Below are 15,076 nucleotides of genomic sequence, written 5' to 3'. Positions count from 1 at the left end.
AATGCCATAAAACCGATTTATCTGAATCGGTTTTTTTGGTAATAATTAGAATCTATTTTTCAAAAACCTCAAATAAATTAGCCCAGTCAGTTTTAGAATCTAAGCGCGGTAGCCCTTTGTAATCCTGAATTTCTTCAATGTTTTCCATTCTAAAATCACTTTGATTGGCATAAGGAACTAAGCCTTCTTTTTTTAATTTTTTAGCTAAATATTCTTGTTCGTATTGTCCTGGTGTTGGAATGAAAAATGCTTTTTTTCGCAATTGTGCAAGATCCATTATTGTGGTGTATCCGGAACGGCAAAGGACCATTTCACTTTCGTTAAAAGCCTGTTCGATTTCGCTTGAATTCATGAAATTGTAATAGGTTACATTTTGTTTCACAACAATTTTTTGTTCTGATTCTACATTTCCTTCAATGAAAATAGCATTTCCTTTGAATCGCATGATTTCTTTTTTTAAATGGTTTTCCAGTATTCCTCGTTGAGGTTCAGGACCGGAGAGAATTACCAGTAAATCATATTTTTTGGGTAATAGTTTCTTTTGGAGTCGGCTCAAAGGTCCAATATATTTAGTTTTGAGGCTAAGGCTTTCAATATGACCTAATTTTCCGGTCAAATTTATGGAGCCTTCAAGATCCGGAACCCAGCATTCTGTAAACTTTTTTATAATATATTGATGTACTTTACTCGTTATCCAGGTCGTGTTTCCAGTCATGACATTCAACTGATGGGTAATAAACACGGATGGAATTTTCTTGCTGTAAACTCCCAATCTGTTATCCGAAATAATACCGTCAATTGCATATTGTTCAATCCAGTTTTCAATTATTTTTTTTTCTTCTAAAATTGCTCGGACTATTTTGGGACCATTCTGTATCAATTTCCATTTAAAATTGGCGCCATTTTTAGCATATTCTATTTGGTACGAAGGAAGTTCGAGTGTTTGTACAGCGGGGAATTCTTTTTTTAGTAACGCCAATGCAATTCCATCGGATGCAATTATAGGAATGTAATTATTTTCTAATAACGCTTTAATGATGGGAATACAACGAGTAGCATGACCTAAACCCCAATTTAATGGTGCAAGTAAGATAGTCTTTTGTTTCAATTTCAAATCCATGTGCGATAAAAAGGTTCGTTGTTTATAATTTGAAAGTTAGGAAATGAACCCGTTTCGCATATTTCTAAGGCATTACCAAACCATTAAGTTATTTCATTAAAAATAAGCTCTCAATTGCATGCTTCCGGTATGAATGGCTTGACTTGTTTCGCTTTTTCGGCCTTGGTAATTAAAGTTTATATCTAAAAATTGCGTGATGTTTTTTTGCAAAAGCAATCTCCAAGTCAAATTTTGACCCGTTTGCAAGCCTTCCAGCATTTGAAATCCTACCGAGGAAAATTCATTTCCATCAAATTTATTTTGATAAAAAGAAACTTCACCGTTCATCGTGAATTTTTTTGTGCCCGAATAGGAAAAGGCTGTTCCAAAACGGTTTTGTAACAACGTTTCGGAAACTCCAATCTGATTTTCTTTCTTTTGTAATTCATAAAAAATATCCCAACTAGTATTCTTGGAAAACAAATAACTGATTTTTGGAGCCAATTGATAACCGCTAATGTCGAAGTTTTTCTCGGGGAAATTCTCAGATTCAATGGCGGTTTGAATAGTTTTTGCAAAAAAGCCAAACAGCCAGCTTTTGCGATACAAATGATTGTACTGCAATTGATGGGAACTGTTGGTAGCTTCCTGCGAACCGATGGATAATAAGTTTTTTGTTTTATTTTCTAAATAGGAATATGTAGTGGAATGGTTTTGTTTTCCTCGATTGTAAAATAAACTGTTTCTTAAACTGGAATTCAATCCCAGCACATTTTCATTGGAACCGCTGAACGGGTTTAATTCAAAATTATCTCCATCACTTCTTGTTTTTCGGTCGATTATAAAGGCGGTTTGATTGTAGAAATAGGAAAGTAGTTTCTTGATTCCGGTTTCATTTTGCCATTGATTCGGATTTAAAGTCACGGATTGGGAAAACTTATTTTGATGGGTTTTTATATAAACCCGATTGGGTAAAAATACACGGATGAATGTCGCTTGGTCTATAAACGGAGCCACTTCAAACTCCTGTAATTCCTGAATTCCATTGTCATTATAATCATTCCAAGTGTAAACTCCTTGTCCGGCCGGCACTTCCAGATACGTAAATTCCTGTTGCGGAATGGTTCCTGAATTCGTCTCGTAAACCGTGGTGCTTAAGATTAATTGATTAAAAAAACGATCCGTGTAAACGATTCTGGAATTCAATGTGGGTTCTTTTTTTCGTGTAGCATCCACGAATTCTAAGACTCTGTGATTGGCAAAGATGGACAAATCACTTTTATTGGTTTGAATCAATTTTGATTTCAGCATAAAAGTCTGGGACGAATTTACTCGCTGAATTAAACTCCCAATACTTCGGGTTTGCAAGCTGTCATTGGTTCTTCTTAAATAACCTAATTCTACAAAAACCTTGGTGCTGTCACCTCTTCCGGCGAATAAACCATACTCTGTAAATTTTTGGCTCAAAGCCGTAAACTGATTTGTCGTTTTATTTTTTTCCTGATTGTCCTCTAAGCGCAAGCTGGAACCGACCCAATTTTTATCGAAATGGAAACGCATCTGAGATTGGTTTCTTAAAAATTTGGAAGATAAAATAGGTGCGTCACTTTTTAGGAAACTTCCTTGATTTTGAAAACTCCAATTTTTTACTCGAAATAATCCATTTACAACATGCCTGCTACCCGAAAAATTTTCAGAGAAATCCAATTTTTCAAATTGATACAATAGTAATCCTTTGTTAGTGGATTTTGGTTTTGGATTCAAATCCAATTGTAATCCGGAAACGAACAGACTTTGATTTCCAATGCCAGCAGTTCCTAAGTTCCAGTCCCTGTCAAATTCGATGTTATAAAGCCGCTCCACTGAACTGAAATTGTTCTGAATAAATTGATAATTGGCGAAAGCATCCATCTGCCATTTTTTTGAAAAAATACGCTGCTTGGCATTTATTTTTCCAGCAAGACCTTTGTTGTTCGCGTCATCAATATTTGAAAATAAATTTTTATCATTATTGCTGATACCAATTTCAAAATCAACAGCTGTTTTTTCATCGGGGTTGTATTTTCCTAAAAAGGTGGCTACTTGTACCTTCGTAGGCGCAATAAGTTGAATTATGGGTTCATAATTTCCTTGTGGAATCCCGTTTATTGGAGCAATGTATTGATAAACTCGGGTGATTGTGGCTGAATTTGTCACAATATAATTCCCGTTATTGGCTCCTACTAAAGTGAATCGAACATTGAATAATTCTTGCTGCGCGTCATTTGAATATTCGAAAATTTCAACGGCATTGAATATTGTTTTTCGATAAAGTACTTTGTTCTCGGAGTAGGAATCTGAATACGCAGAAGGCGCGGTCATTAAACTAGAATTGTCTCCCGCATTGACTAATATTTGGGCTTGTTCCTGCGAGAGGTTTTGTTGTAACGGCTGGTTTTTCAAGTCGTTTTCCGAATATAAATAGCCTCCAAAACTCCATTTCTTGTTTTCATGCGTGGCTCCGGCGTAAGTTACAAAACGCGTGTAATTCCTGTCAGAATATTGATATTCTATAGCAATTCGCATTTCGGAAGTGATGGTAAAAAGTGGCGTAAAAACAATTTCACCTGCATTATAATCTATCGTGTAATCATTATTTTCACCTCGTTTCAGTAAAATTCCATTGACATAAACCCGCTCTGAACCTGAAACCACCAGAACATATAATTCACCGTTTTGCCCTTTTAATTTGTACGGACCTTGATTTCCTTCCTGTCCCACAATATTACTTTTTGCATATTGACCGCGGACTAATGCAGCAGATGCAAATACATTCGTTTTGTTTTCTTCGGTGCCAAAGTTGAAACTTGTGGTCAGTCCCTGTACTTTTTTGTTGAAATTCAGGAATTGGGTATTCCTATTTTCCAGAAAAATATCTCCCGCACGGATATTCCATTCATCGCTGAATAATTCCATGAAAACATTGTCAAATTGATCTAATTTTTGCGAATAACCACCATCCTGCAACGGAATGTTACTGTCCTGAATGGAGGCTCTTAAACTTACTTTTTCGGAAATTTTTCCTGTGATTTGCAAGTCTAAATTGGAATTCAAAACAGCATTTTGATTGTTTCCTATAGTCACGCCACGCGTAATGCTTCCGGAAGTATTTAAACCGTCAAAAGGTACGTTTTTATTAGTGTTTTTATTTCTAATAGCATACAAATCGCCTTGTCCCGCTTCATTGCTAACAACTTTTGATGCGTCATAAATGCGGTATTCTTTGGTGAGAATTTCTGGAAATTTCAAGTATTCTATGGTCAGTGAATCGGAATTGAAAGCGCTGTTTTGCTTTAAAATTAGGGTTCCTTTTTCGAAATTTATTGCAAACAAAGTACTGTCGATTTGTTTGCCATTGGCGTCAAGCAATTTGAAAAAACTGGAATTAAGGCTTTCTTTTTCAATGTAAATAGTATCGCGCGAAGGAAGAATTTTTTTGGTTTTGTACAGCGAATTTATTTGCTGTGCATGAAGCCCAGAAAAACAACAGATTAGAATCCAAAAAAGTAATTTTTTCAACATAAATACTATAACTCGAAAGTATCAAAAGTAGTATTTATAATTTGATAATCAGAACTTGCGTCAGGCAGAAAATATCGGAAAAAATAAATAGTAATTGTGTCAATTCTAGCTCTTGTTTTTTTACTTTAAAACAATTAAAAATGGGAGTCAAATTTAATTTCGATTCCCATTTCTTAATACTTTATAAAAAGTGTTTACACTTCTTTTGTCACGACTTGCATGGTTTCGCGACTGACTTGTTTCAATAGAACTATTTTGTTTTCTTCGACAGTTTGTGCTGCTTTGTCATCAAAATGTCTAATGGTATATAATGTGACATTTTCGCTAAATTCAACTTTGAATTTTTTCGATAAAATGGCATTTAACGCTTTAAAATTATCGAATTTGTCTTCCACACATACCGAGAAACTAATCGCTGAATTCTGGATTAAATTTACTTTTATTTTGAACTGGTGAAACAATGCGAAAATTTCGCTGATGTTTTCTTCCATGATAAAAGAGAAATCTATAGAGGAAAGTGAGATCAAAAGTTGGTTTCTTTTGACAATAAAACAAGGTAAATAAGGTTCTAAATCCACTCCTTTAGAAACGCTTGTCCCTTTCAATAACGGGTTTATAAATGATTTTACATATAAAGGAATTTCCTTTTTTTGTAAAGGTTGTAATGTCTTTGGGTGAATAACAGTTGCGCCGTAAAAAGCTAATTCAATGGCTTCGCGATACGAAATTTGATTTAACAAACTGGCGTTTTCAAAATATCTTGGGTCTGCATTCATAACTCCGGGAACATCTTTCCAGATCGTTACGCTTTCGGCATTTAAGCAATAGGCAAAAATTGCAGCGGTATAATCAGAACCTTCTCGGCCTAAAGTCGTTGTGAAATTATTCTCATCTGAACCCAAGAAACCTTGTGTAATATTTAGGATTTTTCGTTTTACGTTTTTTGCAATATTTTTCTGTGTCAAATCCCAATCTACTTCTGCATCTCTATAATTAGCATCTGTTTTCACGAAATTACGCACATCCAGCCATTGTGTTTTTATTCCCATGAAATTCATGAAATGGCTTAGAATAGTTGTCGATATCAGTTCCCCGTAACTTACAATTTGGTCGTAAACAAAATTATAGTTTGGTGATTTATTGTGTGCTAAAAAATATTCTAAATCGGAAAATTGTGTGTTTACAGCAGCAAAAACTCCATTTTTTTCATCGTCAAACAAATCCATCAATATTTGATTGTGGTATTTTTTCACTTCTTGAACGGATGAATTTAGCTCAGCTGATTTGTCGAAATAATTTTTGATTACAATTTCCAGTGCATTCGTCGTTTTCCCCATTGCAGAAACTACCAGCAATACATCTTCGTAACCCACTTTTTGTAAAACGTCGTACACGTTTTTAATTCCTGCGGCATCTTTTACAGAAGCTCCTCCAAATTTGAATACTCTCATATCTTAAACAAAAATTATTCTTTCTACTTTATTTCAATTTATTCTCTACGAAATTGGTAATTCCAAGTTCGTCCATTTGCACCACATGCCAGTCACGTAATACTTTTGCACCTGATTTTTCGTAAAATTCAATTGCGGGAGTATTCCAGTCGAGCACATTCCATTCCACTCTTCGAACTTGGTCTTTTTTACCCTGTTTTAAAATTTCAGAGTACAAAGCATATCCTAATCCTGTTCCTCGCATGCTCTCTTTTACCACTAAATCTTCTAAGTGGATTGTTTTTCCTTTCCAAGTAGAATAGCGATAATAGTACAATGCGATGCCTACAATTTGTTTAGACTTTTCGTTATCGTTCGAATCGTCTTCTATTTCGGCAACAAAAACATGAAAAAGAGGAACAGGACCAAAACCATCTCGAATTAAATCGTCAACAGTTACAAGAACAGCATTTGGCTCTTTTTCGAATTCGGCCAACTCTTTAATCAGACCTAAAACAGCTTGCATATCTTGCGGATTTCCTCTTCTAATATTCATAAATTTTTATTTTAATGATTTAAAAACGCAATAAAACAGCCTTTTTATGTACTTTTTTTGTGTTTTATTCAGCAAATATACAATACTGTCAAACTAAATAAATAGTATTGAATTTGTTTTCACAAAAAAAACGATATTTGTGATGTCAAATTAACTACATCGATTTCGTAATGGAAGAACGCAACAAAACACTAGGAGAATTTATTATTGAAAACCAAAATGCCTTTCAATATTCGTCAGGCGAATTATCCCGAATCATCAACTCCATTCGATTGGCTGCGAAAGTGGTCAATTATAAAGTAAACAAAGCTGGATTAGTTGATATTGTTGGTGCTGCGGGAGAACAAAACATACAAGGCGAAGACCAGCAAAAACTAGATGTTTATGCGAATGAGGTTTTTATTCAAACTTTGATTAATCGCGAAATTGTTTGTGGAATTGCCTCCGAGGAAAATGATGATTTTATCACAGTGGAAGGAAGTGATAACAGTCATAATAATAAGTACGTGGTTTTAATGGATCCGCTTGACGGTTCATCAAATATTGATGTAAATGTTTCAGTCGGAACTATATTTTCGGTTTACAGAAGAGTGACTCCAATAGGAACTCCGGTTACATTAGAAGATTTTTTACAGCCGGGAATCAATCAGGTTGCGGCAGGATATGTGATTTACGGAACCTCGACCATGTTAGTTTATACAACTGGACATGGCGTGAACGGATTTACACTGAATCCGGCAATTGGAACTTTTTATTTATCACATCCAAAAATGAAATTTCCAACGGATGGCCACATTTATTCTATTAACGAAGGGAATTATGTTCATTTTCCGCAAGGAGTAAAAAATTATATCAAATATTGTCAATTAGAAGAAGGAGACCGACCGTATACTTCAAGATATATTGGAAGTTTAGTTTCAGATATTCACAGAAATATGATTAAAGGCGGAATTTATTTATATCCTACGAGTTCTAAAGCTCCAAAAGGGAAATTACGATTGTTATATGAATGCAATCCGTTAGCTTTTATTGCGGAACAAGCCGGAGGAAAAGCGTCTAACGGATTTAATAGAATCATGGAAATTGAACCAACAGAATTACATGAAAGAGTGCCGTTCTTTTGCGGAAGCTACAACATGGTAGAAAAAGCCGAAGAATTTATGCATAAAGCAGAATTAAGTAAGTACTAGAAACAAAAAAAGCTTCCGTTTTTGGCGGAAGCTTTTTCAAAATTTTTGTATTACTTATTCATGTTTTTCATTTCGAAAATAAAAGTGTCTAAATCCACTTCTTTATCTACTAATTTAAGTGCTTTGTCAACGATGTAATCTACGTTTTCAGTATTAAAGCCTAAGCCTACACCAATTTTTCTAAGCATCACTTCTTGTTTGTCTCCTAAATGATGATCAACATGCACAATACGGGCTAGATCATACAATCGCTCCATTCTTTGTTCGTATAAATAAGGAGGATTGATTGGGTAATTTAAAGGATTCTCTAAAATTTCCTCATATTCTGCTTGAGAAATTTCTAATCGAACTGCCAGTTTGTCTAAAAATGCTTTTTCTTCAGGAGAAAACTTCCCGTCAGTAAGCGCTACGCGGACAATTGATGCAAAATGACCTTTATTTCTTTGTTTGAATTCGCTATCAAATAAATCTGAAAATGACATAGTTATTGGTTTTATATCTTACAAAGATAAATCTATTTTTAAATTAATGATTTTATATTTTTTATATTTTTTTGTTCCATTCAATCCCTTTTGAAATGCATTTATTTAAATAATCAAATCAATCATTTTCAAAATTAATCGTAAGTTTACAACCCCTTTATCAACCTAATAAATTACCCATGTCAGAATTTTGGATTTACTTTCAAATAGGATTAAAACACGTTTTAGATATTCATGCTTATGATCATGTTTTGTTTTTAATTGCCCTCGCCATTCCGTTTTCGTTCAAGGATTGGAAGCGAGTTGTACTTTTGGTTACCCTTTTTACTATTGGTCACACGATGGCTTTAATGCTTTCCGTTTTTGGTATAATTGCGATAAAAGTCAATGTAGTCGAATTATTAATTCCAATAACGATTCTAATAACTGCATTGTTTAATCTTTTTACGGCTGGAAAATCAAGCAAGAAAGAGAGTATAAATGTGGTATTTTTTATCACGCTTTTCTTTGGAATTATTCATGGATTGGGTTTTTCAAATTATTTTAAATCAATTCTTGGCGGAGATGCAGCCTCAAAAGTTTTACCATTGTCCGAGTTTGCACTTGGAATAGAAGCGGCTCAAATTGTAGTGGTTTTTGTGGTTTTGATAGTGTCGTATATTGTTCAAACCGTTTTCCGATTCTCAAAACGCGATTGGACTTTAGTCATGTCGGCATTCATAATAGGAGTAGTGATACCATTAATTATAGAAAGTGAAATCTGGATTAGATAAAATGAACGAAAAAAAATTAAATAAATACGATAAAGCGTACCTTAGAATCGCCAAAGAATGGAGTTTACTGTCCTACTGTAAACGCAAACAAGTTGGTGCGATTATTGTGCGTGATAGAATGATAATCTCTGACGGATACAACGGAACGCCAACAGGTTTTGAGAATTGTTGTGAAGACGAGGAAGGATTAACGCGTTGGGATGTTTTACATGCTGAAGCAAATGCGATTTTGAAAGTGGCGCGGTCAACGCAATCCTGCGAAGGCGCTACTTTATATATTACACTTTCACCTTGCAAGGAATGCAGCAAATTAATTCATCAATCCGGAATAAAAAGAGTGGTCTATCACAATGGATATCGGGATGATTCCGGCATTCAGTTTTTGATAAAAGCAGGAGTAGAGGTGGAACATATTGCAATCTTAGAAGAATAAATGAACTTTAATACTAAATATTTGCCCATTCTTATTTTTTCAACACTTGCTTTAGGTGTTGTCTTGGGTGGAATGTTGAATTTTCCTAACACAGCTGATTATCTTGTCAAAAACAATTCGAAAAGCAAGCTTAACAAACTCATTGATTTTATTGATAATGAATACGTGGATGATGTGAATACGGACTCTATTGTAAATCTTACCGTCGATAATATCTTGGCACAACTTGACCCGCATTCTGTATATATTGCGCCAAGTGATCAACAAGAAGTGATGGAAAGCATGAAGGGAAACTTCGTGGGAATAGGAGTGAATTTTTATATGTATAAAGATTCTGTTGCGGTAATAAAGCCTGTTGCGGACGGCCCTTCGGCAAAAGCTGGAATAAAGGCAGGCGATAGAATCTTGTATGCCGATAAAACAAAATTATTTGGACGTAAATTACCCACTGACAGTTTATATTCTAAACTAAAGGGAACTGTGGGTTCTGATATTGAACTAACAATTTACAGAAAATCCGAAGGCAAAAAAATAAAAGTAAAAATTAAACGGGATATAATTCCACTAAAAAGTGTTGACGTCGCTTTGCTTTTGGGCAATAAAACCGGTTATATAAAAATAAACAGATTTGCCGAAACTACTTATACAGAGTTTATGGAAGGTTTGTCTAAAATCAAGCAACAAGGAGCTAAATCACTCATTATCGATGTTCGGGATAACGGTGGCGGATATATGGAAGAAGCAATTGCCATTGCCGATGAATTGTTGGCGGATAAACAGCTGATTGTTTTCACCAAGAATAAAAATGGAAATATTGATAAAACATTTGCTACCGCTAAAGGGAATTTTGAAAAAGGGAATGTTTTTGTCCTAATCAATGAAAACAGCGCTTCAGCAAGTGAGATTCTTGCTGGAGCAGTTCAGGATAATGACAGAGGAACCATTGTAGGACGCCGCTCTTTTGGAAAAGGATTGGTGCAGCGCGAAATGGATTTTGCAGATGGTTCAGCCGTTCGATTGACGATTGCCAGATATTATACGCCAACAGGTCGTTCGATTCAAAAACCCTATTCTAAAGGAAATGAAGCGTATTTCAAAGAATCAGAAGCGCGTTATGGAAATGGGGAATTGTATGAAAAAGACAGTATCAAAGTCACTGACACGATAAAATTCAAAACTAAAAAAGGAAAAATTGTATATGGCGGTGGAGGAATTGTTCCAGATGTTTTTGTGCCATTGGAGGTGGAACACGGAAATGAAAGTACCGTTTATTTATTGCAATCGGGAATCGTGGGTAATTTTGTTTTTGAGCAATTGGATAAGAATAGAAGCGTTTTCAAAGGACTGTCTTTCGAACAGTTTCAAACTAAAATGAATGCCACTGATTTGTATTTCAATGCGTTTCAAAAATTTATTATCGGAAATGGTTTGGATCTAAATTTCGATAAAAGTAAGGCTCTGGTAAAACGCTATTTAACGGCAGAGTTTGCCCGACAATTATATGGTGAAAGCTATTATTATGAAATTGTATTGCCTGAAGACGCTATGGTGAAAAGAGTTTTGAATCAGAAATAAACTGGGATATAATTGAATTTGGATTCGATATTACCGAGATAATAAATAGTTTAGAATTGAACGATTAAGTTCCATTCATTTTTTTTACCGAATGCTGTCATGGGAGTGAGTCTGAATACCGTCATTCCACAAAGTAAGAATGTCTGTTGCAACTGCGGCGCCACTTCCGGCAGCAATCGCCAGTTGACTTCTCCAGCCTGCTAAAGTCCCCATCACATAAATCCCATCAGTAACTTTGTGGTCGTTGTTTTTGAGTTGTATTCGTTGTTTTTCGGGAAGTGATTTTTGATGTGGTTCTACATATTCCATTAAACCTTCAATGGCAAAAGTATTTGCTGAACCAATTCCAATAGCAATTATACTCGTTTTGTAAGTTGTTTTATTAGTAGTTACTGTAAATTCAGGATAACTGCCTTCTATTTTAAGTACTTTTTCGTTGGGGATTTGCACAATGTGCGGATACGTTTCTGAAAGATGCGTGAGGCTGTCTTTCATCAAGTCAGCGCCTAATGTTCCTGGAGGAATTCCGTACGCATTGTTAAATAATGCGTCTTGAAGAGAAGATGATTTCTGATGGGTAAAAACGCCTATTTTTTTATTGGCAACAAAAGATTTGTTTTTGGCAGAACCTAAAACAAGTGAACATGACATTCCTGAAACGCCACCACCTAAAATAAGTACATCAAACAAAACGATTACTTTTCGTTAGTTTTTTCCTCAATTCTTTTTGAAATTCTAAAGATTAACAGAATCATTACAGCACAAAAAGAAGCTGCGATTCCAATAAAAGCAACGACACTTTCTCCTTGAAATGGATTTCTAAAATCCAGCAAAGTAACATTAAAAAGGATTAGAGCGATTGCTAAAAATACCAGTATGTTAGTGAAAATTTTCATAGTACGTTATTGTTTTTGTTTTGAAATAAAAAGATAGTTGGGTCAGCTTTTAAACTGAAACGAAATTCCCAAAAAAATCTAATTAATTTTGTAGCATTGAATTAGAGGGTAAATTTATGAAAATTTAATTTAGACAAACAAACCTTTAACATTCGCAGCGAATAATTTAACAGCAATTGCAAGCAGTACAACTCCAAAAGTCTTGCGGATGACTCCAAGTCCATTCTCGCCTAGCATTTTTTCAATTTTAGAAGAAGATTTCAAAACGATGTAGACCAGAATAATATTCAAAATTATGGCAATAACGATATTAATAGTGTAAAACTGAGATCGTAATGAAAGCAAAGTCGTCATGGTTCCTGCACCGGCAATCAAAGGAAATGCTAACGGAACAATAGAGGCGGAACTGGCTTCTTCATCACGATAGATTCTGATTCCTAAAATCATTTCTAGCGCCAAAAAGAATAAGACAAAAGATCCGGCAACTGCAAATGAATTGACATCGATGCCAATTAATTTTAAAAGTTCCTCGCCTGCAAAAAGGAAAACAATCATGATTACAGCGGCGACAATAGATGCTTTTTCAGATTCAATGTGTCCGTGTTTTGTTCTTAAATCAACAATTATCGGTATCGATCCCACAATATCAATTACGGCAAAAAGAACCATTCCTACTGTGATTATTTCTCTAATGTCGAATTCCATAATTTGCTTGTTTGTTTACTGCAAAAGTATAGAATTTAGTTTGGTTATCGACTACGTTGATTTTTAATTTGTTGGACTAATTTATCCTTTTTTATTATTTGATAATTAGTGCTTTTTATTCTGTATTAAATTATAAGTATCTGATAATCAATTTGTAAATTTGTTATTAATTTAAAATTTACAGCTATGAAGAAGATACGATGGGTTTTTAGTGTAGTGATTATGTTTCTTTTTGTAAATACTGCAGATGCCCAAATTTTGAAAAAAATTCAGAAAAAAATTCAAGATAATGTAACGCGAAAAGCTGTTGATAAAAGTATTGACACAACTGACGCAGAGAAGCAGAAAATGATGGACAAGACATTGAGTGCTGATGCGATGGCAATGGCGTTTGGAAAAAATAAAGTTGATCCTTCGTTGATTCCGGATTCGTATTCGTTCAGCTGGAAATATTCTTTGGAAATTCAGAGTGAAAATGAAAAGGCGATGATTATGGATTATTTTCTAGAGCCTAATGCGGAATATTTTGGTTTCAAAATGGGAGAATCCGGTGAAATGTTTATGGTAATTGACAGCAGAAATAAGTTGATGATTACTGCTTTTGAACAAGAAAAAGAAAAGGTTGCCATGGCTTCTAAAATGCCTGATTACTCCGAAATCACATCAAAAGAAAATGAAAGTGACGGATTTTCATACAGGTCGCTTCCTAATAAAATAATTATGGGTTATAATTGTAAGGGAATTGAAGCCACAAGTAAGGACTTTATTATGGTATTTTATTATACAAATGAGGCCAAGGTGAGTTTTTCGGATATGTTTAGATCTCAGCAAAGACAGAAAACGCCGGATGTTTTAAAGGGCTATTTTAAAACGGGAGACCGACCTTTGATGATGACAATGAGTATGAAAGACTTGAAAGATAAAGGTAAAATCACCACCATGAAATGTGTTGTTTTAGAAAAAAATTCTCGTGAATTTCTAAAATCAGATTATAAATTCATGTGACTTATTTTTTATTTTCTTCTATTTTGTTTTCGAATTTTATGATTTGCTGAGGTGCTTTTTTGAATTTCTTTGAATATCTTTGCAAAATGTTTCAACTAGGAAAAACCATCGTCTCAGAAGACTTACTCGAAAAAAATTTTGTTTGCAATTTGACCGCTTGTAAAGGCGCTTGCTGTGTAGACGGCGACGCTGGAGCGCCATTAAGTTTGGAGGAAACTAAAATCCTCGAATCTATTTATCCAAAGGTCAAACCATTTTTGCGTAAGCAGGGAATTGCTGCTATTGAAGCGCAAGGAACTTGGGTCAAAGGAACCGATGGTGATCTTGAAACACCATTAATCGATGATAAAGATTGCGCTTACGTAATTTTTGATGGTAAAACGGCTTTGTGCGGTATCGAACAAGCGTACAACCAAGGAATAATCGACTGGAAAAAACCCGTTTCTTGTCATCTTTATCCTGTGCGTGTGAAAGATTTTACGGAATTTGCCGCTGTTAATTATGACAAATGGGATATTTGTGATCCAGCCTGTTCTTTAGGTCAAGAGTTAGAAGTTCCGGTTTATAAATTTGTCAAAGAAGCTTTAGTAAGAAGGTTTGGAGAGGATTGGTATGCCGAGCTTGAGACAGTTGCCGAGGAACATAAAAATAATTCAAAATAGAATAAAAAAATCTTGTTTTCTATTTTAAAAATCCTATATTTTACGGTACTTTACACTATTTTTTAGATTTTAATAAACTGATTTACAGTTTGTTATGGTTTTAATAAAAATCTATTTATTTTTTCTTTTGTTAAAAACTATGGCTTATTGTGGATAAGTTTGGCTTTTAGTTTCATCAATATTTGACAATCTTTGTAAAGATGAAAGTCAAAAAAAAAGAGCCTACAGACTCAGAAAGTCTTTGGCTCAAGTTTTGGAAACTCACTCCGTCAATTGTTGGTTTTGGACGACTCATTTTTGACGTAGTGAAATTATTTATCGAAAGATAGAATAATTTAAAAGCCGATATAATCGTAGTGATTGTATCGGTTTTTTAATGCATCAAAAATAGTGTATAAATATTTGAAACAAAGTTAAAGTGCACTTAAAATTATGAACAATTTAATTCTTTGTATTGATAAGTTTTTCAAGTGTATTTATTTTTAATTAATGATGTGTTTTGTTGGCTAAATTTAAAATATTTTTTTTAAAAATAAAATCAAATTTTCTTGTTTACTGTTTTTAAAATCCTATATTCTACGGTACTTTGTGCCCTTTTTTTTAGTTTTAAATATTTGATTTTTAAATATTTAAAATATTTGTGAGAAATGGTCTTCTATTGAGTGTTTGTTAAAAACTATAACCGATTGTGGATAAGTTTGGCTTTTAA

Annotated in this window: 15 protein-coding genes; 7 read left to right on the top strand and 8 right to left on the bottom strand. The window is 34.2% G+C overall.

All coding sequences use genetic code 11. From position 1 onward, the window contains the following. Positions 1–52: 52 nt before the first annotated feature. The 4 genes from IWX80_RS04235 to IWX80_RS04220 form a co-directional block, all read right to left on the bottom strand. On the bottom strand, positions 53–1,120 hold the full coding sequence (locus IWX80_RS04235) for a glycosyltransferase (RefSeq protein ID WP_196852285.1): 1,068 nt from the start codon (positions 1,118–1,120) through the stop codon (positions 53–55). Between the two features lie 96 nt (positions 1,121–1,216). Beyond that, a complete protein-coding gene (locus tag IWX80_RS04230; protein ID WP_196852284.1) occupies positions 1,217–4,660 on the bottom strand; it encodes a hypothetical protein in 3,444 nt (1,147 codons plus the stop codon). Positions 4,661–4,854: 194 nt separating this feature from the next. After that, positions 4,855–6,111 (bottom strand): aspartate kinase, encoded by a 1,257-nt coding sequence (locus IWX80_RS04225; protein WP_196852283.1) that lies wholly within the window; start codon positions 6,109–6,111, stop codon positions 4,855–4,857. Positions 6,112–6,139: 28 nt separating this feature from the next. Then, positions 6,140–6,646, bottom strand: a complete 507-nt coding sequence (locus IWX80_RS04220; protein WP_113634096.1) for a GNAT family N-acetyltransferase — start codon at positions 6,644–6,646, stop codon at positions 6,140–6,142. Positions 6,647–6,816: 170 nt separating this feature from the next. Between IWX80_RS04220 and fbp the strand changes: the two genes are divergently transcribed. Continuing rightward, on the top strand, positions 6,817–7,836 hold the full coding sequence (fbp, locus tag IWX80_RS04215) for a class 1 fructose-bisphosphatase (RefSeq protein WP_196852282.1): 1,020 nt from the start codon (positions 6,817–6,819) through the stop codon (positions 7,834–7,836). Between the two features lie 50 nt (positions 7,837–7,886). On the opposite strand, the gene IWX80_RS04210 is transcribed toward fbp, so the two are convergent. Further along, complete coding sequence (locus IWX80_RS04210) at positions 7,887–8,318, bottom strand: tellurite resistance TerB family protein (protein ID WP_113634094.1); 432 nt, start codon at positions 8,316–8,318, stop codon at positions 7,887–7,889. 179 nt (positions 8,319–8,497) lie between these two features. On the opposite strand from IWX80_RS04210, the gene IWX80_RS04205 reads away from it, so the two are divergent. From IWX80_RS04205 to IWX80_RS04195, 3 genes are read left to right on the top strand one after another with little or no spacing between them, the layout of a single operon-like run. After that, positions 8,498–9,091: a HupE/UreJ family protein gene (locus IWX80_RS04205; RefSeq protein ID WP_113634093.1), complete on the top strand. Its 594-nt coding sequence runs from the start codon at positions 8,498–8,500 to the stop codon at positions 9,089–9,091. A gap of 1 nt (position 9,092) precedes the next feature. Then, positions 9,093–9,524 (top strand): deoxycytidylate deaminase, encoded by a 432-nt coding sequence (locus tag IWX80_RS04200; protein WP_113634092.1) that lies wholly within the window; start codon positions 9,093–9,095, stop codon positions 9,522–9,524. Continuing rightward, the gene (locus IWX80_RS04195) at positions 9,525–11,099 is read left to right on the top strand and encodes a S41 family peptidase (protein ID WP_196852281.1); all 1,575 of its coding nucleotides are present in this window, start codon (positions 9,525–9,527) and stop codon (positions 11,097–11,099) included. Positions 11,100–11,183: 84 nt separating this feature from the next. Here the strand turns inward: IWX80_RS04195 and IWX80_RS04190 are convergent, their stop codons facing one another. The 3 genes from IWX80_RS04190 to IWX80_RS04180 all read right to left on the bottom strand — a co-directional run bounded on the left by IWX80_RS04190 (position 11,184) and on the right by IWX80_RS04180 (position 12,700). Then, the gene (locus tag IWX80_RS04190; RefSeq protein WP_196852280.1) at positions 11,184–11,789 is read right to left on the bottom strand and encodes an FAD-dependent oxidoreductase; all 606 of its coding nucleotides are present in this window, start codon (positions 11,787–11,789) and stop codon (positions 11,184–11,186) included. 5 nt (positions 11,790–11,794) lie between these two features. Beyond that, positions 11,795–11,995 carry a hypothetical protein gene (locus tag IWX80_RS04185; RefSeq protein WP_113634088.1) on the bottom strand — a complete coding sequence of 67 codons (201 nt, stop codon included), beginning with the start codon at positions 11,993–11,995 and terminating at the stop codon, positions 11,795–11,797. Positions 11,996–12,124: 129 nt separating this feature from the next. Then, on the bottom strand, positions 12,125–12,700 hold the full coding sequence (locus IWX80_RS04180) for a MarC family protein (RefSeq protein WP_394335933.1): 576 nt from the start codon (positions 12,698–12,700) through the stop codon (positions 12,125–12,127). Positions 12,701–12,886: 186 nt separating this feature from the next. On the opposite strand from IWX80_RS04180, the gene IWX80_RS04175 reads away from it, so the two are divergent. The 3 genes from IWX80_RS04175 to IWX80_RS16950 all read left to right on the top strand — a co-directional run bounded on the left by IWX80_RS04175 (position 12,887) and on the right by IWX80_RS16950 (position 14,696). Continuing rightward, positions 12,887–13,705, top strand: coding sequence for a hypothetical protein (locus IWX80_RS04175; protein WP_196852279.1), 819 nt, complete (start codon positions 12,887–12,889; stop codon positions 13,703–13,705). Positions 13,706–13,791: 86 nt separating this feature from the next. Continuing rightward, the gene (locus IWX80_RS04170; protein WP_196852278.1) at positions 13,792–14,367 is read left to right on the top strand and encodes a DUF3109 family protein; all 576 of its coding nucleotides are present in this window, start codon (positions 13,792–13,794) and stop codon (positions 14,365–14,367) included. 200 nt (positions 14,368–14,567) lie between these two features. Beyond that, positions 14,568–14,696: a hypothetical protein gene (locus IWX80_RS16950; protein WP_279629638.1), complete on the top strand. Its 129-nt coding sequence runs from the start codon at positions 14,568–14,570 to the stop codon at positions 14,694–14,696. The last annotated feature ends 380 nt before the right edge of the window (positions 14,697–15,076 follow it).

Origin of the sequence: Flavobacterium sp. CAN_S2, from assembly GCF_015752255.1 — a bacterium.
Taxonomy (GTDB): Bacteria; Bacteroidota; Bacteroidia; order Flavobacteriales; family Flavobacteriaceae; genus Flavobacterium.
Note: the sequence above shows the minus strand (reverse complement) of the source record. Positions and strands in the feature narration are given on the sequence as shown.

Coding starts and splice junctions, on each gene's coding strand:
- IWX80_RS04200 (WP_113634092.1), top strand. CDS start 9,093: ATGAACGAAAAAAAATTAAATAAATACGATAAAGCGTACCTTAGAATC.
- IWX80_RS04205 (WP_113634093.1), top strand. CDS start 8,498: ATGTCAGAATTTTGGATTTACTTTCAAATAGGATTAAAACACGTTTTA.
- IWX80_RS04170 (WP_196852278.1), top strand. CDS start 13,792: ATGTTTCAACTAGGAAAAACCATCGTCTCAGAAGACTTACTCGAAAAA.
- IWX80_RS04180 (WP_394335933.1), bottom strand. CDS start 12,700: ATGGAATTCGACATTAGAGAAATAATCACAGTAGGAATGGTTCTTTTT.
- IWX80_RS04175 (WP_196852279.1), top strand. CDS start 12,887: ATGAAGAAGATACGATGGGTTTTTAGTGTAGTGATTATGTTTCTTTTT.
- fbp (WP_196852282.1), top strand. CDS start 6,817: ATGGAAGAACGCAACAAAACACTAGGAGAATTTATTATTGAAAACCAA.
- IWX80_RS04225 (WP_196852283.1), bottom strand. CDS start 6,111: ATGAGAGTATTCAAATTTGGAGGAGCTTCTGTAAAAGATGCCGCAGGA.
- IWX80_RS16950 (WP_279629638.1), top strand. CDS start 14,568: ATGAAAGTCAAAAAAAAAGAGCCTACAGACTCAGAAAGTCTTTGGCTC.
- IWX80_RS04235 (WP_196852285.1), bottom strand. CDS start 1,120: ATGGATTTGAAATTGAAACAAAAGACTATCTTACTTGCACCATTAAAT.
- IWX80_RS04230 (WP_196852284.1), bottom strand. CDS start 4,660: ATGTTGAAAAAATTACTTTTTTGGATTCTAATCTGTTGTTTTTCTGGG.
- IWX80_RS04210 (WP_113634094.1), bottom strand. CDS start 8,318: ATGTCATTTTCAGATTTATTTGATAGCGAATTCAAACAAAGAAATAAA.
- IWX80_RS04195 (WP_196852281.1), top strand. CDS start 9,525: ATGAACTTTAATACTAAATATTTGCCCATTCTTATTTTTTCAACACTT.
- IWX80_RS04220 (WP_113634096.1), bottom strand. CDS start 6,646: ATGAATATTAGAAGAGGAAATCCGCAAGATATGCAAGCTGTTTTAGGT.
- IWX80_RS04185 (WP_113634088.1), bottom strand. CDS start 11,995: ATGAAAATTTTCACTAACATACTGGTATTTTTAGCAATCGCTCTAATC.